Raw genomic sequence first — 20,149 nt, 5'->3', positions numbered from 1 at the left:
TGCGGGAGATGGGGCCGACGGGTGCGAGCGGCGCCGGCCCACCCCTGAGCGTCCAGCCCGCCGCCCGGGCGCGAACGGGCGGGAAACGCCGGAGCGGGGTTCGGGTGGGGCAAGATCGCCCAGGCTCTCGTGCCCGGGCCGCCTCCCGTCTAGATTGGGACCGCAACCAACCGGCTCACTTCGCGGAGTTCCCATGACCGACGACGCGTCCACCGCCATGCCCGGAATGCCGCGGATCGACAGCACCGTGCCCCACTCCGCCCGGATGTGGAACTACTGGCTCGGCGGCAAGGACAACTACGAGGTGGACCGGGGCGCGGGCGACGAGATTCGCCGTCTGCACCCCGGCATCCTCGACTACGCCAGGGCGGACCGGGCACTCCTCGGCCGCGCCGTCCGGCACCTGGCCGGGGAGGTGGGCATCCGTCAGTTCCTGGACATCGGCACCGGGTTGCCCACCGCCGACAACACCCACGAGGTCGCCCAGCGCGTCGCCCCCGAGTCCCGCATCGTGTACGTGGACAACGACCCGCTCGTGCTGACCCACGCCCGTGCCCTGCTCACCAGCAGCCCCGAGGGCGTCACCGACTACATCGACGCCGATCTGCACGAGCCCGAGTCGATCCTCGAACAGGCCGCCAAGACGCTGGACTTCAGCCAGCCGACCGCCGTCATCCTGCTCGGCGTCGCCATGTTCGTCGACGACACCGACGAGGCGTACCGCATCGTGCGCCGGGTCATGGACGCCGTCCCCTCCGGCAGCCACCTCGTCCTCTCCCACACCATCACCGCCCCCGGTTTTCCCGACGTCGACGAGGCCGTGAAGTTCTGGAACTCCGTGGGGACGCCGAAGCTCAAGCAGCGCACCCCCGAGCAGATCGCCGGCTTCTTCGACGGGCTGGAGCTGCTGGAGCCCGGCGTCGTGTCGTGTTCCCGCTGGCGCCCCGAGCCCTCGGCGGACGGTGAGCCGGAGGAGGTCGCCTTCTACTGCGGCGTGGCGCGCAAGCCCTGAGCCGCTTCCCGGGCCCAGTGGACCGTTTCTGCTGGTCCTTTCGGGCGGTTGACCGGCGCGGGCGGCCCGCGGGCCCCTACCGTGGGAGGGGCCCGCAGGGAAGGAGACCCGCAGCCCATGGAGCACGAGCGAGCACGCACCCCGGCCCCCGTGGGTGAACCGGAGGTGCCGGGGTGTGTCCCCCTGGCGGTCGTGGTCGTGGACGACCGGGGCGTGATCTCGCACTGGAGCACCGGCGCCCGGCGGCTCTTCGGCCCCGCCCGCGCGGAGGCGGTCGGCAGGCCCGCCATCGAACTCATGCCCGTCTTCGGCGCGTTCGGCGACCGTGGCTGGGAGGCGGGGCTCCGGGGCGACACCGCGGGCCACGCGACCACCGGCCGGGCCTCGCGCGGCGCCGGTCCGGGAGGCCCGGGGTGCGACGTGCTGTGGTGGGCCTACCCCCTGGTCGGCCCGGGCTCCGGCCGGCTGCTCGTCCTCGCCACCGGGACCGACGCCCTGGGCGCGACCGAGGAGGACGCACGGCACGTCGTGCCCGGGACCGCACGGCACACCGAGCTCTCCGGCTCCGCGCGGCTCGCCGCCGGGCTGCCCGAGATCCTGCCGAGCATGAGCCCGCAGGAGAGTGCCCGCGTCGTCTCGCAGGTGCTGGAGCTGGGCTATCCGGTACTGGAACTCAACCGGCAGGAGCGGGTGCCGGTCACCCCCGACTGGGGCGTGCCGCGCCGGTCCGGGCGCCATGTACGGGCGAGGGGCGCGGCCGACGGCGCCCACGCGGCCGTGGCGCCGGACGGCGCCGCCACGCCGGGGGAGGACACGGCGGCCCCCGACCTCGAACACGCCGCGGTCCGCGAGCGGCTGGAGTTCCTCAACGAGGTCAGCGGCCGCATCGGCAGCTCCCTCGACCTGGCCCGCACCATCGAGGAGGTCAGCGCCGCCGTCGTCCCGCGCTTCACCGATGTCGCCGGCACCTATCTGCGGGAACAGGTCGTGGCGGGGGAGGGCTTCCCCGACGGCGTCCCCGACACCAGCACCGTGTGGCACCGCGTGGCCCTGGAGCACACCGACGCCCCCGGGCGCTGGGACGACGTCGTCCCCGTCGGGGAGACGATGACGTTCCCGGCCGAGACCCCGTTCTTCCGCTGCATGACGACCGGCGAGCCCGTCCTCGTCCCCCACATCGACGAGGCGATGGGCCACGCGATCGCCTCGCAGTTCGAGAAGCGGGACATCCGCCCGCTCATCACGGACCGCTCGATGCTGGTCGTGCCGCTCATGGCCCGCCGCGTCGTCCTCGGCTTCATGATCCTCCTGCGCCACCGCGGACGCGCCGAGTTCAACGACATGGACCGGGTCACCGGCGCCGAGCTCGCCGCCCGCGCGGGGCTCGTGCTCGACAACGCCCGCATGTACACCCACCAGGAGAACGTCGCCGACACCCTGCAGGACAGCATGCTGCCGCGCATCGCCCCGCGCATGCCCGGCTGCGACACCGCCACCCGCTATCTGCCCGGCACCCGGCTCGGCCGCGTCGGCGGTGACTGGTTCGACACCATCCGGCTGCCCGGCTCGCGCACCGCCCTCGTCGTCGGCGACGTCATGGGTCACGGGCTGAACTCCGCCGCCATGATGGGCCAGTTGCGCACCGCCGTGCAGACGATGGCCGGGCTGGACCTGGAGCCCGCCCAGCTCCTGCGCAACCTCGACGACCTCGCCCAGCGGCTCGGCGACACCCACCTGGCGACCTGCCAGTACGCCGTGTACGACCCGATCGGCTCCCGGCTGCGCATCGCCAACGCCGGGCACATCCCGCCCGTCCTGGTGCGCGCCGCCGACGGCCGCAGCGAACTGCTCGACCTTCCCACGGGCGCGCCCATCGGGGTCGGCGGTGTCGCCTTCGAGACCGCCGAGTTCGCCGTCGAGTCCGGCGACCGGCTGGTCATGTGCACCGACGGACTGGTCGAGGTGCGCGGCCAGGACATCGGCGCCGGGCTGGCCGCGCTGTGCGAGTCCGCCGCCCATCCGGCGGCGTCCATGGACGACGCCTGCGACACGATCATCCGCACCCTCGCCACCGCGACGGCCACCGAGCGCGGCGGGCGGCGCGACGACGTCGCGCTGCTCATGACCCGGCTCAACGGGGTCGGCGGCCGGGACGTGGCCGTCCACGACCTCGCCGCGGACCACCGCGCGCCCGGGCGGGCCCGCGCCCTCGTCCGCGAGCAGCTCGCGCGCTGGGGCGCTCCGGGCGTCACGGACACCGCGGAGCTGCTGGTGAGCGAGCTGGTCACCAACGCGGTGCGGCACGCCCGCACCGCGCGCGTCGAGCTGCGGCTGGTGCGCACGGACGCGCTGCTGTGCGAGGTCTTTGACGAGGACCCGGCCCCGCCGCGGCTGCTGGGCCCGGAGCCGGAGGCCGACGCCGGACGCGGCCTGCACGTCGTCGGCCAACTCGCCGGGCGGTGGGGTACGAGCCCCACCGCCCGGGGTAAGACGGTGTGGTGCGAGACGGCGCTGGAGCGCCCCTGACGACGGAACCTGGGAGCGAGATGACGGCATCCGAGCACGTGAACGCCGAGCCGGGCAGGGCCTGGGAGGGATTCTGGCGGGAGGCTCCACCGGTACCGGGAGGTGTCTTCTGGGACGCCGTGCCCGAGGCGGCCGTCGAGCGTCACCGCCCGCTGTTCGCACCGCACTTCACCGGCGAGCTGCCGGTGCTGGACCTGGGCTGCGGAAACGGCCGGCACAGCGTGGTCCTCGCCCGGTTCTACACGCCCGTGCTGGGCATCGACATATCCCCGGCGGCCGTCACCCTCGCCCGTCGGCTGCCCGGTGGTGCCGCGGTGGACTTCCGGGCCGAGGATCTCACCGACGCGAAGGCCGCCGACCGCCTCCACGCCGAACTGGGCGACAGCCACGTCTACATACGCGGCGTGATCCACCAGTGCCCTCCCGAGGACCGCGGTCGCATGGCCGCGGCCGTCGCCCGGCTCGTCGGCGACCGTGGCCGGGCCTTCGTCGTCGAGCCCTCGGCGGCGGCCAAGGACACGCTGCTCAGGCTCATGAAGCGGCCGGGCGGCCCGCCGGCGAGCCTGGCCGCGGTGTTCGAGCACGGCATCGCCCCCATGGCCATGGCCGACGAGGAGGTGCCCGGGCTGTTCGCGGCGGCCGGGCTGGGGCTGCTCGACAGCGGCCTGGTTCCGCTCACCACCACCGAGACCGGGGCCGACGGCTCGCCGGTCGAACTGCCCGCCCACTACCTCGTCCTCGGCCGGGAGGGCTGAGTCCGGCACCCTCGGGGAGTCGGCCGGGCGCGGCGCGCCGGGCCCGTCGGCGCCGGTCTTTCCCCGCCGAGGGCCGGGCGCGTAACGTGGCCCGCCATGAAGATCCTCGTCAGCGCCGACATGGAGGGCGCGACCGGCGTCACCTGGCCGGACGACGTGCTGCCCGGCCACGCCCAGTGGGAGCGGCACCGGCCGATGTTCACCGGTGACGTCAACGCCGCGGTGGCCGGCTTCTTCGACGGCGGCGCCGACGACGTCCTCGTCAACGAGGCGCACTGGACGATGCGGAACCTGCTGCTGGATCAGCTCGACGAGCGCGCCCGGATGCTCACCGGGAGACACAAGGAGCTGTCGATGGTCGAGGGCGTGCAGCGCGGCGACGTCGACGGCGTGGCGTTCGTCGGCTACCACGCGGCGGCCGGGGCCGAGGGCGTCCTCGCGCACACCTACCTCGCCAACTCCGTCACCGGCGTGTGGGTCGACGGCACCCGGGCGAGCGAGGGCCTGCTGAACGCGCTGGTGTGCGCGGAGTTCGGGGTGCCGGTCGTCCTCGTCACCGGGGACGACAAGGCCTGCGAGGACGCCAAGGTGTACGCCCCCCGGGCGTGCACCGCCGCCGTCAAGGAGTACGTGTCGCGCTACGCCGCCGTGTGCCTGCCGCCCGCGCGCAGCGCCGCCGCCATCCGCGCGGCGGCCCGGGAGGCGGCCGCGCTCGCCGTGCGGCAGCCACCGGTCGTCACCGAGCACGAGGTGATCCTGGAGTTCGACGCCGAGCATCTGGCCGGTGCGGCCACGGTGGTGCCCGGCGTCCGGCAGACGGGGGAGCGGCGCGTCGCGTACACCTCCCCGACCATGTACGACGGTGTCCGCTGCTTCAAGGCCGTCACCACGGTCGTCTCGGCGGCGGTGGAGGAGCAGTATGGCTGAGCAGACGACCGGCGGCCGGCCCATCGACGCCCGGGCGCTGGAGGAGGTGGTGACCGACACCGCCGAGCTGATCCGCATGGACACCACGAACCGGGGCGACGGCGAGGGCCACGAGCGCCCGGCGGCCGAGTACGTCGCCGGGAGGCTGGCCGACGCCGGCATCGAGGCCAAGCTGCTGGAGAAGGCGCCGGGCCGCACCAACGTCGTCGCCCGCATCGCGGGTAGCGACCCCTCGGCCGACGCCCTGCTGGTGCACGGTCACCTCGACGTCGTGCCCGCCGACCCGGCCGAGTGGTCGGTGCACCCGTTCTCCGGCGAGCTGCGGGACGGCTGCGTGTGGGGCCGGGGCGCCATCGACATGAAGAACATGGACGCCATGGTGCTCACGGTCGCGCGGGCCTGGGCGCGGGCCGGGGTGCGCCCCCGGCGGGACATCGTGCTCGCCTTCACCGCCGACGAGGAGGACACCGCCGAGTACGGCGCGGGCTTCCTCGCCGAGCAGCACGCGGAGCTGTTCGAGGGCTGCACCGAGGGCATCAGCGAGTCGGGCGCGTTCACCTTCCACGCCGACGACGGGCTGCGGCTGTACCCCGTCGGCGCCGGGGAACGCGGCACGGCCTGGACGCGGCTGACCGCACGCGGCACGGCCGGGCACGGCTCGAAGATCCACCCGGACAACGCGGTCACGCGGCTCGCCGCCGCCATCACCCGGATCGGGGAGCACCGCTGGCCGGTGCGGCTCACGCCCACCACACGCGCCGCGCTCTCCCGCCTGGCGGCCCTGCGCGGCGTGGACCCGGGCGACCTGGACGCGCCCGACGCCGACGTGGACGCGCTGCTGGACGCCCTGGCCACCGCGGGCGACCTCGTGCGCCCCGTCCTGCGCAACAGCACCAACCCGACGATGCTGGACGCCGGATACAAGGTGAACGTCATCCCCGGCAGCGCGAGCGCCCACGTGGACGGGCGGATGCTGCCCGGTGCCGAGGAGGAGTTCGTCCGCACGCTGGACGAGCTCACCGGGGACGGCGTGGACTGGGAGTTCCGGCACCGCGAGATCCCGCTCCAGGCCCCGGTGGAGGGGCGCACGTTCGAGGTGTTGTGCGAGGCGCTCGAACACCATGACCCGGGCGCGCACGCCGTCCCGTGGTGTCTGACCGGGGGCACCGACGCCAAGCAGTTCGCCCGCCTCGGCATCGCCGGATACGGCTACTCGCCGCTGAGGCTGCCGGTGGGCTTCGACTACGGCGCGCTCTTCCACGGCGTGGACGAACGCGTCCCCGTCGACGCCCTGCACTTCGGCGTGCGCGTCCTGGACCGTGCCCTGCTGGCCCTGTAGCGCCCGACCCTCAGGAGGAAACCCCCGTGACCGCTGTGCTGACGGCCCCCTACGGGACGTGGCCCTCCCCGCTCGACGCCCGGACGGTCGCCGCCCACGACGGACGTCCCGAGTTCCTGGGCGCCGTCGGTGGCGAGCTGTGGTGGACGGCCCCGCGGCCCGAGGAGGGCGGCCGGCGGGCCCTGCTGCGGCTGCCCGCCCCGGACGCCGCGGGAGGCGACGACCCGGGCACGCCGCGGTCCGTGCTGCCGCCGCCGTGGGACGTGCGCAACCGCGTCCATGAGTACGGCGGCCTGCCCTGGGGCGCCGCCGCCCGGGCCACCGGCGGGCCCCTGCTCGTCTTCTGTCACCAGGGCGACCAGCGCCTGTACGCCCACGAGCCCGACGTCCCCGGCGCCGAGCCGCGCCCGCTCACCCCGCTGGGCTCCCGGGGCGAAGGGCTGCGCTGGGCCGACCCCGAGGTCCACCTCGACCGTGGCGAGGTGTGGTGCGTCCTGGAGGAGTTCACCGGGGAGCGGCCCACCGACGTGCGCCGTGTGCCGGTGGCCGTCCCACTGGACGGCTCCGCCGCGGACGACCGCTCCCGTGTCCGCGAACTGGCCCCCGCCCGGAACGACTTCGTCACCGGGCCGAAGCTGTCCCCGGACGGGCGGCAGGCCGTCTGGCTCGCCTGGGACCACCCGAACATGCCCTGGGACGGCACCGAACTGCGGCTCGCCGAGGTGGCCGCGGACGGGTGCCTCACCGCGGCGCGCACGGTGCTGGGCGGCCCGGCCGAGTCCGTCGTCCAGGCCGACTGGGCGGCCGACGGCACGCTGCTCGCGGTGAGCGACGCCTCCGGCTGGTGGAACCTCTACCGCGTCGACCCGGAGGGTGGGGAAGCGGTCGGGCTCTGCCCGCGCGCGGAGGAGTTCGGCGACGGCCTGTGGAAGCTGGGGCTGCGCTGGTTCGCCCCGCTCGCGGACGGCACCGTGGCCGTGTTGCACGGGCGCGGAGCCAAGCGGCTGGGGGTGCTGGACCCGCACACCGGTGAACTGGTGGACGCCGTCGGGCCCTGGACGGAGTGGGCCCCGACGCTCGCCCTGGACGGCACCCGGGTCGTCGGTGTCGGCGCCGGCGCGCGCAGCGGGTACGAGATCGTGGAACTGGACACCGCAACCGGGCACAGCCGCGTCCTCGCCGAGCGGCACACCCACGCGGTGGACCCGGCCTACTACCCGCACCCCGTCGAGCGGACGTTCACCGGTCCCGACGGCCGCGAGGTGCACGCCCACGTCTACCCGCCGGCCAACCCGCGGGCGCGCGGCCCCGAAGGGGAGGCGCCGCCGTACGTGATCTGGGTCCACGGCGGTCCGACGAGCCGGGTACCGCTTGTCCTCGACCTGGAGATCGCCTACTTCACCTCGCGCGGCATCGGCGTCGCGGAGGTCAACTACGGCGGCTCGACCGGTTACGGGCGGGCCTACCGGGAGCGGCTGCGCGGCGGCTGGGGCGTCGTGGACGTGGCGGACTGCGCGACGGTCGCGCTCGGCCTGGCCGAGGAGGGCAGCGCGGACCGCGCCCGGCTCGCCATCCGGGGCGGCAGCGCCGGGGGCTGGACGACGGCGGTCTCGCTCACCTCACCGGCGGCCGCCGGGGTGTACGCGTGCGGCACCATCAGCTTCCCCATCCTCGAGCCCGAGGGCTGGTCCGGCGATGACACGCACGACTTCGAGTCCCGCTACCTGGAAGGGCTCATCGGTGACCCGGAGCGGGACGCCGAGCGCTACCGCGAGCGTTCTCCGGCACGCAACGCCCACCTGATGACGGCCCCGTTCCTGCTCCTGCAAGGGCTCGACGACGTCATCTGCCCGCCCGCGCAGTGCGAACGCTTCCTCGACGCGCTGGCCGCCGTCGGCGGCACGCCGGTGCCGCACACCTACCTCACGTTCGAGGGCGAGGCCCACGGTTTCCGGCGGGCGGACACCATCGCGCGGGCCGTGGAGGCCGAACTCGACCTGTACCTGGAGGTCTTCGGCGCCCCGGTGACGACACCGGAGCCCGCGTGAGACGGGGCCGGACCACCGCGGAAGCGCGGCCCCGCCCACCGCTACGTCCGCTGCGGTGGGCGGGAGCGCCGCCTCCCCGCCCCACGCGCGGGGCGGGGAAAGGGTGTCAGCTTCCGGCGTAGATGCGTTCGACGAACTCGGCGATCTGACCCTCGTCCAGATGGCGGGCGATGTCGGCCTCGGAGATCATGCCGACCAGCCGCTTGTTCTCGATCACGGGCAGCCGCCGGATCTGGTGGCCTTCCATCTCGTTCAGGACCTCGGAGATGTCCGCGGAGGACTCAACCCACCGGGGCGTACCGTGGCACAGCTGCTCGCACGTCACCTTCCCCGGGTCGTGTCCGGCCGCGACGCACTCCACGACGATGTCGCGGTCGGTGATGATGCCGCACATGCGTTCGTCGGCATCGCTCACGGGCAGGGCGCCCACGTTCAGCTCACGCATGAGCTGAGCGGCCCGGTCGAGCGTCTCGTGGGCGGGAATCCACTGGGCACCGGGGTGCATGATGTCCTTCGCCGTGGTCATGTAGGTACCTCCACGTCGAGCTGGTGCTGGCGCCGCACGGGGCGTCCGTACGACACCAGTCATCCTCCGCCCGTGGGAGAGGCCCGGCAACCGCAGTGGTCGGCGGCTCGCGGGCGCCGTGGAGGGCCGCTGTGCGGGCCGGTCAGGCGCGGCAGAGCACCTCGCCGTGCAGCACGGTGAACCAGCCGTCCGGGCACGCGCCCCAGGCCCGCCACGCGTCGACGATCCCGGCCAGCTGCCCGGGGGTGGCGTGACCGCCCTCGACGGCGTGCCGGGCGTAGGCCGAGGACTCGGTCCGGTCGGCCCACAGGGAGCTCCACCAGGCCCGTTCCTCCGCGGTGGCGAAGCACCACACGTCCGCCGAGGCCGTGACGTCGGTGAACCCGGCGGCCCGGGCCCAGGACAGCAGCCGCCGTCCGGCGTCCGGCTCACCGCCGTTCGCCCGGGCCACCCGCCCGTAGAGCTCCTGCCAGGCGCTCAGCTCGGGCGAGGCCGGATACCAGGTCATCGCGGCGTAGTCGGCGTCCCGGGCGGCCACCACGCCCCCGGGGCGGCAGACGCGGCGCATCTCCCGCAGGGCGCCGACGGGGTCGCCCACGTGCTGGAGCACCTGGTGGGCGTGGACGACGTCGAAGGAGTCGTCCGGGAAGTCCAGGGCAGCGACGTCGCCGGTGACGAACGCGACGTTGGTCACGCCCCGTTCGGCGGCGGCCTCCCGGGCGGTGGCCAACACGTCCCCGGCGGCGTCGAGCCCCGTGACCGGCCCCGGGGCGACCCGTGCGGCCAACCCGGCGGTGATGGTGCCGGGGCCGCAACCCACGTCGAGCACCGCCGCCTCCGGACGCAGCTCCGGCAGCAGGTAGCCGGCGGAGTTCTCGGCGGTGCGCCAACGGTGCGAGCGCAGCACGGACTCGTGGTGGCCGTGGGTGTACACGGCGGTCTCCTGGGTCATGTCCGCACCGTAGCCAAGAGTCCGAGATACGAGAATAATCATCTCGTATTATGGACTTGTTGTGTGGTGGGCCGTCAGCCCGGCGTCGTCCCGCCCCGCGTCCGGCCCGGAAGCGGTCCAGCGCCTCGGCGGTGTGCCGCCTGACGTCGTCCGTGCGTAACCCGGCGAGATCCTGGTCGGGCAGGTGCTCACCCGGCGTCGTCATCCGCATCACCGTGTCCGGGGAGCCGGGACATCCACCGGGCCGGGGCACCGCGCCGCGCGGAGGAGGAACCCGCTCCGGGACGACGGCGCGCGGCGGGCCCGGGAACCTGCCATCGTGGAGGGCAGGAGAGGCACCGGAGGCGTGGATGCGTGGTGACCGGGAGAGCCCGGACCTCAAGGCCGCGGCCTGCGGCTACTGGGAGCGGCGCGGCCTGCCCACCGTCCCGGCGCAGGTCGTCTCGGCCTCCGGCGCGGAACTGCTGCTGCTCGCGCTCCTCGCCGTCTGCCCGGGGGGAACCCCCGGTCCGGGGGGACCGCGCGGCGTCTACCTGCCCGTCCCCGGCCCGCGCTGGCACGGCACGCCGGCGCGGCTGCTGGGCCTGCCCGTCCACCCGGTGCCGACGCCCGCCGAGTGCGGGGGCGTGCCCGACCCCTTCGCCCTGCTGGAAGCCGTCCGCAGGGACCGCGCGGCCGGCGTGGATCCCGGGGTGCTGCTGCTGTCCCTCGTGGACGACCCCACGGGAACCGTCCCGCCGCCGGAACTGCTGTACGAGGTCTGCGAGGCGGCGGTGGACCAGGACCTTCTCATCGTCAGCGACGAGAGCCTGCGCGACACCTGCCACGACCCGCACGGCACCGTCGTCGTCTCGCCCGCCGAGATGCTGCACCCGCAGGGCGGGGCGGCCGGAAGCCGGGCCGGGTCCCGCGGGAGGCCCGTGGCCACCGAGGGCGCCGAAACCGCGGACGCCGAGGACGTCGTCGTGCTCCTCGACCTCGCCGCCGCCCTCGTCCCCGGTGGCCGGCACACCGGGCTCGCCCGCTTCCCCGGGGCCGGGCGGGGCCGGGCCGCCGCCGACGCCGTCCGCCGGACCCTGCACACTCTCGCCGGGCCCCCCGGCCCCGACCCGGAAGCGGACCTGGCGCTGAGCGAGCCGGCCGGGCTCCGCGCCCGGCGCGAGGCGGCCGCCCGCACCGACGGCCGCCACGCCGCCGCCGTCTGCCGGGCGGTGACCGCGGCCGGAGGCCTGTGCCGGCCGCCTCAGGCCGGCGGGCACCTCTACCCCGACCTGGAGCCGCTGCGCGACCGGCTGGCCCGGCACGGCGTCACCGACGCGGCCACCCTGGAGGCCGCCCTCGTCCTGCGCCTCGGCCCCGGCGTGCTGGGCGGGCACCGCTTCGGTGACGACCCGGGCGCCCTGCGCGCCCGGCTGCCCGTCACCGCGCAGCGGGACGGCGCCCAGGAACACCCGCCCGGAGCCCCGGCGTTGGCCCGGGTGGAGGCCGCCCTGGCCGAACTGACCCGCACACCGACGGAGAGCCGACCATGACGGAACAGTACGAGCAGACCGGCCCGTCCCGGCCGGCCGCCCCGCCCCGTCCGCTGGGGGAGCGGCGTACCTGGCCGCGCACCTTCGCCGACCGGCTGACCGAACCGCTCCCCAGGGCCCTGGACATGCTGCGCGCCAGCCGGCGCGGCGGGTTCCGCCCGAGCGCCGAGGAGCTCCGCAGCCAGGCCCCCCGGCTGCCGGTGCGGCCGGAGCCGCTGCCCCAGGCCGGCCCGGACACCGTCGCCGTCACCTGGGCCGGGCACGCCAGCTGGGTCGTGAGCATCGCGGGGCTGACGGTCCTGACCGACCCCGTGTGGTCCCGGCGGATCCTGGGCACCCCGGCACGCCTCACCCCGGTGGGCGTGGCCTGGGAGGAGCTGCCGCGCGTCGACGCCGTCGTGATCTCGCACAACCACTACGACCACCTCGACGCGCCGACGCTCGCCCGGCTGCCCCGCGACACCCCGCTGTTCGTGCCGGCCGGGCTCGGCTCCTGGTGCCGGCGTCGCCGTTTCACCACCGTGACGGAGCTGGACTGGTGGGAGGCCGCGGAGCTGCCCGCCCCCGGCGGCGCCGTCCGCTTCGACTTCGTGCCCGCCCATCACTGGTCGCGCCGCGGCGCGCTCGACACCTGCCGTTCGCTGTGGGGCGGCTGGGTGCTCACGGCACCGGACGACAGACGCGTGTACTTCGCCGGGGACACCGGATACGGGCACTGGTTCGCCGAGATCGGCCGCCGCTGCCCGGGCATCGACCTCGCCCTGCTGCCGATCGGCGCCTACGCGCCCCGCGCCCTGCTGCGGCCGGTGCACACCGATCCGGACGAGGCGGTCCGGGCCTGCCGGGACGTGGGGGCCGCCCGGATGGCGCCGATGCACTGGGCCACGTTCCTGCTGTCGAGCGAGCCTCCGCTGGAGCCGCTGGAGCGGGTCCGCGAGGCGTGGGAGCGGGACGGCCGCCCCGCGGCGGACCTGTGGGACCTGCCGGTCGGCGGCTCGCGCGCGCTGCCGTGAGGCGGCGGGAGAGGCCGCCCGTCTGATACACCGTCACCGCGGGGGAACACACCGCGCCGCACCGAAGGAGACGCCACACATGCCGGCACCCGAGCCGCTCACCGACGCCGAACTGTCCGCCGCGCTCGCCGAGCTGCCGGGCTGGGAGCGGGACGGCGATCTGCTGACCCGCGACTACCGCTTCCCGGGCCATCTGCCCGCCGCCGCGATGGTCATGCACGTGGCCGCCATCCACGAGGAGCTGGGCCACCACGCGGACGTGGCCCTGGGCTACAACACCGTGGGGATCTCGGTGAACACCCACAGCGTCGGCGGCCGTATCACGGCCCTCGACACGCGGCTGGCCCGCCGGATCGAGGAGATCGCGGCGGGCCACGGAGCGCGTTAGCGCGTGAGCGCGGGGCCTTAGGGCCGGGCCTGCGGCCGCCCGGCCCGGTGCCCGCTCCCCGTCTTGGCAGGGGGGAACGGGCACCGGAGTGCGACCGTCAGCCGGTCACGAGGCTGAGCCCGTAGGTGTTCAGGATCTCGTTGATGGGCTGGTGGTACGTGGTACCGCCGGAGCTGCAGTTGCCCGAGCCGCCGGAGGTCACGCCCTGGGCCTGGCTGCCGGAGATGAACGAACCGCCGGAGTCACCGGGCTCGGCGCAGACGCTGGTGCGGACGAGCCCGTAGACGGTGCCCTGCGGGTAGCGGACCGTCGAGTTGTACTGCTGGACGTAGCCGCAGTGCCAGCCCGTCGTGGAACCGGAGCGGCAGATGGACGAGCCGACGGCCGCTGACCGGGAGCCCGCGACCCGGTACCTGCTGCCGTTGACGTACGACGTCGGGGTCCAGTTGCTGTTGACCGCGACCCAGGCCATGTCGTTGCCGGGGAACGAGGACGCCTGGAAGGCGCCCTGGTACGCCCGGTTGTAGCCGTAGGTGGACGTACCACGGGTACCGCAGTGCCCGGCCGTCGCGAAGCCCGGCGTGGAGCCGCGGTAGACGGAGAAGCCGACCGAGCAGCGGCCGCCGCTGCCCATGTAGTAGGCGTCGCCGCCCCGCAGGTTGTAGAACGGCTCGGGCCGCTCGTCCGACGTGACGACGCGGACGGCGTCGGCGTCCGCACCGCTGGCGGCGACGAACTTCTCGGCCTTGGCGGCGTTCTGGGCGTGGACGACGACGCTGTTGGCCTTGGTGTCCACGTACCAGAGCGAGGCGGCCCGGGAGTTGTTCCGGGCGCCCTTGGCGGCCTGGTCGAGCTTGGCGCGCACGGCGTCCAGCTCGGCCATGCTGTGCTCGACGACGACGGGCGTCGCGCCGGCGCGCTCGATCTCGGCGGCCCGGTCCCGGTCGGTCGTGGCCACGACGAGTTCCGCCGTGGCTCCGGTGACCCAGGCGCCGCCGAACTCCTGGCCCAGCGACTCTTCCAGCCGGGGGGCGACCTTGCTGGCCTCGGCCTCGTTGGCCACGCGGGCCGTGGCCTCGGCCCGGGTGAGGCCGAGGTCGCGCTCCATCGCCTCCAGCATCCCGGCCGGGAGTTCGGCCGCGATCTCGCTCTGCGGAACCTCCTGCGCCGTAGCGGTGCCGGGAAGCGTCGAAAGGCCCAGTGCGGCGATCGCCGCGGCGGTGCCGGCCAGTGCACGTCTCCTGTGGAGCATGGGGTTTCTCCTCAGTGTTGGGGGGTGCCGAGATGAAGCTAGCCACCCGAACTGAGGTCGTGTACCTGTCATTTAGCCCCTCTTATGGTGCGATGGCCCCCACGGCGGTCTCCCGTGTGCCGTCAGTGCTCCGGGCCGAACCACGGGTGGTCCTCCAGCCAGCGCGCGTACCCCGGGCTGCGCGCGATCGCCTCCCGGTACGCGGCCCGGGCGTGCAGCGCCACCTCGCCCGCTCTCTCCGCGGCCGTCGAACGGGGGTCGAAGCCGATGAGATGACGCCAGCTCAGCGGCGTCCCGGCCAGCGGGACGCAGCGGACGCCTGGCGTCGGGGGCATCGTGGCCCGGCACAGCCCCACCGCCCGGCCCACCTGGACCAGATGCACACAGGCGGCCGTGTCCGTCTTGAAGAACGAGACGGGAGCGAAACCCTCCTGGGCGCAGGCGGCCGTGAAGCAGTCGGCGAAGCAGCCGTCCCCCGGAACGGCCACCCAGCGCTCCCCGGCGAGCTTGCCCAGCTCCAGCTCCGGCTCGGTGGCCTGCGGATGGTCGTCGGCCAGCATCACGAAGACGGGGTCGTGGCCCAACGGCTGCCAGTCCAGCCGTCCGGCGGCCGGGTGCGTGCTGTGCCCGCACACTCCCGCCAGGGCGAAGTCCAGCCGCCCGTCGGCCACCTGGCCGGCGAGCTCGGCGACCGACCAGGCGGTGACGGTGCTCACCGGGGCCTGCGGGTGAGCGGCGGTGAGCCGGTCCACCAGGCCCCCCAGCAGCGGCCCGTGGGTGCCGCCGATCCGGAAGCGGGGCGCCGAACCCCCGGCAAGCCGCTTGACGTCCTCCTCCAGCTGACGCATCGCGGGCAGTACGATCCGTGACCGGTCGAGCAGCAGCTCACCGAGCTGGGTGGGCCGGGTGCCGTTGCGGTCCCGGACGAACAGGGCGCCCCCGAGGGCGCGTTCGATGCGCTTGAGCTGGCCGCTCAGCGCCGACTGGGCCAGTCCCAGCGAGGTCGCGGCGCGGGTGAGACTGCCCGCGTCGGCTATCGCCCGGACGACCTTCAGATGCCGTAGCTCCAGGTCCATGTGTCCTCATCTCGCGGCGCGGCCCGTCCGGGTGCCGGGAGCGGCCGTGAGCGGACCGGCGAATCGTGGGGGGTGTGACGGTCCGCCGCGTGCGGAGCCGTCTCGTCCGGGAAACTACGACCCCCTCCGCGCCGGGGCAAGACGGCCTGGAGTCGTCCCGCCGACGCGGCGGTGCCGCCGTCCGCACTGCGGACGGCGGCACCGGGCGAGCCAGGTCAGGAGCCGGGCATCAGAACGGTGTCGACGATGTACACGTTCGCGTTGGCGGTCTGCACGTTGCCGCAGACGACCGTGGAGGCGTCGTTGACCTCGTACTCCTCACCGGAGCCGGAGGTCTTCAGCTCCTGCTCGCTCAGGGACTTGAACGTGCCGTTCTCCAGGTCGGAGGGCTGCAGACGCTCGCCCACGACGTGGTAGGTCAGCACCTTGGTGAGCTGCTCCTTGTCGTTGAGCAGCGCGTTCAGGTCCTCCTCGGGGATCTTGGCGAAGGCGTCGTTGGTCGGTGCGAACACCGTGATGTTCTCGGCGCTGTTGAGCGTGTCGACCAGGTCGGCCGCCTGTACCGCCGTCACGAGGGTGGACAGGGCGGGGTTGTTCGAGGCCGCCGTGGCCACCGGGTCCTTGGCCATGCCCTCGAAGCTGCCGGCACCGTCCTCCGGGACCGCCGCGCAGCCCGGGCCGAAGGGCTCGGAGCCCGCGCTGTCGGACTTCTCGGTGGACTCCTCGTTCGCGCCGTTGGTCTGCTCCGAGGCCGCGGCCGTCGAGTCGTCGGAGGTGTCCCCGTCGGAGCCGCAGGCGGTCAGCGCGAGCGGCAGCACGACGGCGGCGACGACGGCCACGGCGGAGCGGCGGACGTGGTGGAAGGTGGTCATCAGTGATTCTCCTTGGTGGGCGGACTCGAACGAGCCCGGGAATACAGTGACGGAAAAGGTTCTTATGGGTGGATAACGGGCGCGACAAGGCTGCGTTGAGCCGGCCCTGCGGCGCCGAGCACCGAAAGGTCAGGGGCTAGTCGACGTTGACCACCACCGTGTGCCGTCCGGTGGCGCCGTCCGGGATGGTCCCCACGCGCCGGGCGGTCTGGGTCCGGCCGTCGCCGTCGGTGGCCCGCACCTCCACCTGGTGCCGCCCGGGGGTGGCGTCCCACTCCCAGACCCACTGGCGCCAGGTGTCCTCGGTGGCGGCGGGGGCGAGTTCGGCCCGCTGCCACGCCCCCTCGTCGACCCGGACCTCGACGCGGGCGATGCCCCGGTGCTGGGCCCACGCCACCCCCGCCACCGGCACCCGTCCCCGTCGGACGGTGGCCAGCGGCTTCGGGGTGTCGATCCGGGACTGGGTCTTGACGGGGGCCTTCGCCGCCCAGTCCCGCCTGACCCAGTACGCGTCGTAGTCGGCGAAGGTGGTCAGCTCCAGCTCGCGCAGCCACTTGCAGGCGGACACGTAGCCGAAGAGCCCGGGCACGACCATCCGCACGGGAAAGCCGTGCCGGAAGGGGAGCGGCGCGCCGTTCATGCCGAGGGCCAGCAGGGCGTCCCGCCCGTCGAGGACGGTCTCGACCGGGGTGCCGATCGTCATGCCGTCCACCGAGCGCGCGACCAGCTGGTCGGCGGGCCCGCCGGCGGAGGGCGCCTGAACCCCCGCCTCCCGCAGGATGTCGGCCAGCCGCACCCCGATCCAGCGCGCGTTGCCGACATAGGGGCCGCCGACCTGGTTGGACACGCAGGCCAGCGTGATGTCGCGCTCGACGAGTTCACGTCCGAGCAGGTCGTCGAAGGTGAGGGTGAGCGGCTTGCGCACCCCCTCGCCGTGGACGCGCAGCGACCACCGGGTGGCGTCCACCCGCGGCACGACCAGGGCCGTGTCGACGCGGTAGAAGTCGGCGTTGGGCGTGAAGAACGGAGTGAGTCCGGTCAGGCGCAGATCGGCGCCCGAAGGTTGGGGCGGGGCCGGGGAGTTCGGCTCCGGGAGGCGGACGGCTCCGCGGGAGGCGGTCGCCTCGGCCCCGCTGGAGCTGTCCAGGCGCTGCCCCAGTGCGCCCGCGCCCGCCGAGGCGGCCGCCGCGGCCGAGGCCACGATGACGAACCCGCGCCGGTCGAACCCGGGGCCGCCAAAGTCTTGTTCCCGCCCCGGCAGGCCGGCCGGCCCGACGCCGCCCTCCGCGGCGCGGGGCGGCGCGGTGAGCCGGCCCGCCAGCAGGTACAGCACGAGACCACCCAGGCCGGCGCCCACCAGCGGGGGCACGACGTCCCCGGCCACGCCGGTCGGACGGTCGAGTGCGGCCAGGACGCCGATCGCGCCGAACACCAGCACCCCGGCCGAGGCGAGAACGCGTCGGCTGAGTGCGAGAACTCCCAGGCCCATCGCGAACAGGGCGCTGAGCGCCAGCACGCCCCGCGTGAGCCAGGTCTTGTTCTCCGGCCCGAGCGTCTGGACCGCCCACTCCTTGACGGCCTGTGGCGTGAGGTCGATGACCGAGGCGCCGACGACCGCGACCGGGCCCGCTTCCGGGCGGTCGGCCAGCCCCGCGGCCAGCTCGGCCGAGGCCAGCGCCGTCGCCGCCGCGAGCAGGCCGCTGAGCGCGCCGAGTCCGGCCCGGGCGAGGCGTGGTGAGGATGTCGCTGTCACACCCGGCATTCGGGCCCCGGGGCAGGGCGGATTGGTCTGTCCTTCGATCGAGTGACGCCAACCCCCGCGGCCTGCGCTTTCGTCGTGCGTCGACCAATCCGCCGGGGCGGCTGCCCCGAATCCCCCACGCCTGTCCGGCCGACGACGGTGCCGGGCGCGGGGAACGTAAGGAGAACAGCATGTCCCGGGACCGACGGCGTACGGCGGTGATCGGCGGCGGAGTCGCGGGGCTCACGGCCGGATACGTCCTGAGCCGTGCCCACGACGTCACGCTGTACGAGGCCGACGACCGCCTCGGCGGTCACGCCCACACCCACGACCTCACCGACGGCACGGGTCGGCCCGTACGCGTGGACTCCGGCTTCATCGTGCACAACCGGCGTACCTATCCGTACCTGCTGCGCCTCTTCGCGGAACTCGGTGTCGAGACCCGCGAGTCCGAGATGAGCATGTCGGTGCGCTGCGAGGGGTGCGGGCTCGAGTACGCCGGATCGCGTGGGCCGCGCGGCCTGTTCGCGAGCCCCCGGCACGCGGTCCGTCCCGGTTACCTGCGGCTGCTGGCGGAGGTGCCCTTCTTCCACCGGAGGGCTCGGGCCCTCCTGGCCACGCCCGAGGGCGAGGCCGAGCCAACGCTCGGCCAGTTCCTCACCCAGGAGCGGTTCTCGCGCTACTTCGTCACGCACTTCATGACGCCGCTCGTCTCCGCCGTGTGGTCCTGCGCCGCGGACACGGCCCTGCGCTACCCCGCCCGCTACCTGTTCCGTTTCCTCGACCACCACGGGATGCTCGCCGTGACCGGTTCCCCCGTCTGGCGAACGGTCGTGGGCGGCTCACGGACGTATGTGGAGCGGGTGGCCGAAGCGATCGGCACCGTGCGCACGGGCCGCCCGGTGCGTGCGGTGCGCCGCGACGCCGACGGGGTGGAGATCACGGTCGCGGGCGGCGGCACGGAGCGCTACGACGCCGTGGTGATCGCCGTCCACCCCGACCAGGCACTCCAGCTGCTCGCCGATCCCACGGAACCGGAACGCGAGGTCCTGGGTGCCATCCGCTACTCGCGCAACCCCACGCAGCTGCACTCGGACACGACCGTGCTGCCCCGGCGGGCCGGGGCCAGGGCGTCGTGGAACTACCTGATGCCCGCCTGTGACGCCGGCTCCGGCGCGGTGCGGGTCAGCTACGACATGAACCGGCTCCAGGGGCTGAGCAGTTCGAGACCCCATATCGTCACACTCAACGGTGCCGACCGGGTCGACCCTGACGCCGTGCTCGCGCGCATGGTCTACGAGCATCCGGTGTTCACACCGGAGTCGGTGGCCGCCCAGCGCCGTCTGCCCGCGCTCTCCGGCCCCGTCACGGCGTTCGCCGGGGCCTACCACGGCTGGGGTTTCCACGAGGACGGCTGCCGCTCCGGGGCCCTGGCCGCCCGTGCCCTGGGGGTGGGGTGGTGAGTGTCCCGGCCCTGTACCCGTGCGAGATCGTCCACGTCCGCGGCCGGCCCGTGCGGCACACGCTGCGGCACCGCACCTTCCTCTGGTTCGTCGACGTGGACCACCTGCCCCGCCTGCCCCTGCCGCTGCGTCTGCTGGTCCGGTTCGATCCGCGCGACCACTTCGCGGGCACCGCCCCCACCCTGCGGGAAGGGCTGGCCCGGCTGCTGGACGCACAGGGCGTCCGACTCGGCGACGGCCGGGTGCGCATGCTGGCCCACGCCAGGGTCCTCGGCCACGTCTTCAACCCGCTGACCCTGTACTGGTGCACCCCCGCCGACGGCTCGGGGGAGCGCGTGGTCGCGGAAGTGCACAACACCTACAGCGAGCGGCACTGCTACGTGCTGCGTCCCGAGGACTCCGGGGCGGCCCGGGTCGCCAAGGAGTTCTACGTCTCGCCCTTCTTCCCGGTGGACGGCCACTACCGCATGCGGCTCCCCGAGCCGGACGGACGGCTGGACCTGACGGTCCACCTCGAACGGGACGGCACCCGCCCCTTCACCGCGACCGTGCGCGGTCACCGCCGCGCGGCCACCGCTCCTCGGGTGCTCGGGGCGATGCTGCGCCACCCGTGGTCCACCCTCGCCGTCTCCGCGGCCATCCGCCTGCACGGCATCCGCCTCCTCCTGCGCGGGCTGCCCGTGCTGCCGCGCCCCCGTCACCGAGTTCAGAAAGGCCTGGAGTGAAC

The 20,149-nt window shown here is 74.4% G+C and carries 17 protein-coding genes; 11 read left to right on the top strand and 6 right to left on the bottom strand.

The genetic code is table 11. The features are described from left to right. Positions 1-193: 193 nt before the first annotated feature. From HPT28_RS03025 to HPT28_RS03000, 6 genes are all read left to right on the top strand, one after another. Entirely contained in the window at positions 194-1,012 is an 819-nt protein-coding gene (locus tag HPT28_RS03025) for an SAM-dependent methyltransferase (RefSeq protein ID WP_219088915.1), read from the top strand. Positions 1,013-1,129: 117 nt separating this feature from the next. After that, positions 1,130-3,538 carry a SpoIIE family protein phosphatase gene (locus tag HPT28_RS03020; RefSeq protein WP_219088913.1) on the top strand — a complete coding sequence of 803 codons (2,409 nt, stop codon included), beginning with the start codon at positions 1,130-1,132 and terminating at the stop codon, positions 3,536-3,538. Between the two features lie 20 nt (positions 3,539-3,558). After that, a complete protein-coding gene (locus HPT28_RS03015) occupies positions 3,559-4,293 on the top strand; it encodes a class I SAM-dependent methyltransferase (protein WP_219088911.1) in 735 nt (244 codons plus the stop codon). Between the two features lie 96 nt (positions 4,294-4,389). After that, positions 4,390-5,220: a M55 family metallopeptidase gene (locus HPT28_RS03010; protein WP_219088909.1), complete on the top strand. Its 831-nt coding sequence runs from the start codon at positions 4,390-4,392 to the stop codon at positions 5,218-5,220. Beyond that, on the top strand, positions 5,213-6,559 hold the full coding sequence (locus tag HPT28_RS03005) for a M20/M25/M40 family metallo-hydrolase (RefSeq protein WP_219088908.1): 1,347 nt from the start codon (positions 5,213-5,215) through the stop codon (positions 6,557-6,559). Before HPT28_RS03010 ends, HPT28_RS03005 begins: the two co-directional genes overlap by 8 nt. Positions 6,560-6,594: 35 nt before the next feature. Then, complete coding sequence (locus HPT28_RS03000) at positions 6,595-8,607, top strand: prolyl oligopeptidase family serine peptidase (protein ID WP_219089103.1); 2,013 nt, start codon at positions 6,595-6,597, stop codon at positions 8,605-8,607. A 106-nt stretch (positions 8,608-8,713) separates the two neighbouring features. On the opposite strand, the gene HPT28_RS02995 is transcribed toward HPT28_RS03000, so the two are convergent. After that, entirely contained in the window at positions 8,714-9,133 is a 420-nt protein-coding gene (locus HPT28_RS02995; protein ID WP_219088905.1) for a CBS domain-containing protein, read from the bottom strand. A gap of 142 nt (positions 9,134-9,275) precedes the next feature. After that, positions 9,276-10,085, bottom strand: coding sequence for a methyltransferase domain-containing protein (locus HPT28_RS02990; RefSeq protein ID WP_219088904.1), 810 nt, complete (start codon positions 10,083-10,085; stop codon positions 9,276-9,278). Positions 10,086-10,435: 350 nt separating this feature from the next. On the opposite strand from HPT28_RS02990, the gene HPT28_RS02985 reads away from it, so the two are divergent. The 3 genes from HPT28_RS02985 (at position 10,436) to HPT28_RS02975 (ending at position 13,018) form a co-directional block, all read left to right on the top strand. Beyond that, a complete protein-coding gene (locus HPT28_RS02985) occupies positions 10,436-11,617 on the top strand; it encodes an aminotransferase class I/II-fold pyridoxal phosphate-dependent enzyme (RefSeq protein WP_219088902.1) in 1,182 nt (393 codons plus the stop codon). After that, entirely contained in the window at positions 11,614-12,630 is a 1,017-nt protein-coding gene (locus tag HPT28_RS02980; RefSeq protein WP_219088900.1) for an MBL fold metallo-hydrolase, read from the top strand. Before HPT28_RS02985 ends, HPT28_RS02980 begins: the two co-directional genes overlap by 4 nt. 79 nt (positions 12,631-12,709) lie before the next feature. Then, a complete protein-coding gene (locus tag HPT28_RS02975; RefSeq protein ID WP_219088898.1) occupies positions 12,710-13,018 on the top strand; it encodes a 4a-hydroxytetrahydrobiopterin dehydratase in 309 nt (102 codons plus the stop codon). A 97-nt stretch (positions 13,019-13,115) separates the two neighbouring features. On the opposite strand, the gene HPT28_RS02970 is transcribed toward HPT28_RS02975, so the two are convergent. From HPT28_RS02970 to HPT28_RS02955, 4 genes are all read right to left on the bottom strand, one after another. Further along, positions 13,116-14,270, bottom strand: coding sequence for a S1 family peptidase (locus HPT28_RS02970; protein WP_219088897.1), 1,155 nt, complete (start codon positions 14,268-14,270; stop codon positions 13,116-13,118). Between the two features lie 122 nt (positions 14,271-14,392). Further along, positions 14,393-15,346 (bottom strand): LysR family transcriptional regulator, encoded by a 954-nt coding sequence (locus tag HPT28_RS02965; RefSeq protein ID WP_219088896.1) that lies wholly within the window; start codon positions 15,344-15,346, stop codon positions 14,393-14,395. Positions 15,347-15,561: 215 nt separating this feature from the next. Beyond that, positions 15,562-16,218 carry a fasciclin domain-containing protein gene (locus HPT28_RS02960; protein WP_219088895.1) on the bottom strand — a complete coding sequence of 219 codons (657 nt, stop codon included), beginning with the start codon at positions 16,216-16,218 and terminating at the stop codon, positions 15,562-15,564. A gap of 136 nt (positions 16,219-16,354) precedes the next feature. After that, on the bottom strand, positions 16,355-17,980 hold the full coding sequence (locus HPT28_RS02955; RefSeq protein WP_219088894.1) for a molybdopterin-dependent oxidoreductase: 1,626 nt from the start codon (positions 17,978-17,980) through the stop codon (positions 16,355-16,357). 170 nt (positions 17,981-18,150) lie between these two features. Between HPT28_RS02955 and HPT28_RS02950 the strand changes: the two genes are divergently transcribed. Continuing rightward, a complete protein-coding gene (locus HPT28_RS02950; RefSeq protein WP_219088893.1) occupies positions 18,151-19,422 on the top strand; it encodes an NAD(P)/FAD-dependent oxidoreductase in 1,272 nt (423 codons plus the stop codon). Then, positions 19,419-20,147 carry a DUF1365 domain-containing protein gene (locus HPT28_RS02945; protein ID WP_219088892.1) on the top strand — a complete coding sequence of 243 codons (729 nt, stop codon included), beginning with the start codon at positions 19,419-19,421 and terminating at the stop codon, positions 20,145-20,147. The genes HPT28_RS02950 and HPT28_RS02945 overlap by 4 nt, the downstream gene beginning before the upstream one ends. Positions 20,148-20,149: the final 2 nt, after the last annotated feature.

The sequence above is a fragment of the Streptomyces sp. JJ38 genome (genome assembly GCF_019303475.1).
Lineage (GTDB): Bacteria > Actinomycetota > Actinomycetes > Streptomycetales > Streptomycetaceae > Streptomyces.
Note: the sequence above shows the minus strand (reverse complement) of the source record. Positions and strands in the feature narration are given on the sequence as shown.

Coding starts and splice junctions, on each gene's coding strand:
- HPT28_RS03025 (WP_219088915.1), top strand. CDS start 194: ATGACCGACGACGCGTCCACCGCCATGCCCGGAATGCCGCGGATCGAC.
- HPT28_RS03020 (WP_219088913.1), top strand. CDS start 1,130: ATGGAGCACGAGCGAGCACGCACCCCGGCCCCCGTGGGTGAACCGGAG.
- HPT28_RS03015 (WP_219088911.1), top strand. CDS start 3,559: ATGACGGCATCCGAGCACGTGAACGCCGAGCCGGGCAGGGCCTGGGAG.
- HPT28_RS03010 (WP_219088909.1), top strand. CDS start 4,390: ATGAAGATCCTCGTCAGCGCCGACATGGAGGGCGCGACCGGCGTCACC.
- HPT28_RS03005 (WP_219088908.1), top strand. CDS start 5,213: ATGGCTGAGCAGACGACCGGCGGCCGGCCCATCGACGCCCGGGCGCTG.
- HPT28_RS02995 (WP_219088905.1), bottom strand. CDS start 9,133: ATGACCACGGCGAAGGACATCATGCACCCCGGTGCCCAGTGGATTCCC.
- HPT28_RS02990 (WP_219088904.1), bottom strand. CDS start 10,085: ATGACCCAGGAGACCGCCGTGTACACCCACGGCCACCACGAGTCCGTG.
- HPT28_RS02985 (WP_219088902.1), top strand. CDS start 10,436: ATGCGTGGTGACCGGGAGAGCCCGGACCTCAAGGCCGCGGCCTGCGGC.
- HPT28_RS02980 (WP_219088900.1), top strand. CDS start 11,614: ATGACGGAACAGTACGAGCAGACCGGCCCGTCCCGGCCGGCCGCCCCG.
- HPT28_RS02975 (WP_219088898.1), top strand. CDS start 12,710: ATGCCGGCACCCGAGCCGCTCACCGACGCCGAACTGTCCGCCGCGCTC.
- HPT28_RS02970 (WP_219088897.1), bottom strand. CDS start 14,270: ATGCTCCACAGGAGACGTGCACTGGCCGGCACCGCCGCGGCGATCGCC.
- HPT28_RS02965 (WP_219088896.1), bottom strand. CDS start 15,346: ATGGACCTGGAGCTACGGCATCTGAAGGTCGTCCGGGCGATAGCCGAC.
- HPT28_RS02960 (WP_219088895.1), bottom strand. CDS start 16,218: ATGACCACCTTCCACCACGTCCGCCGCTCCGCCGTGGCCGTCGTCGCC.
- HPT28_RS02955 (WP_219088894.1), bottom strand. CDS start 17,980: ATGCCGGGTGTGACAGCGACATCCTCACCACGCCTCGCCCGGGCCGGA.
- HPT28_RS02950 (WP_219088893.1), top strand. CDS start 18,151: ATGTCCCGGGACCGACGGCGTACGGCGGTGATCGGCGGCGGAGTCGCG.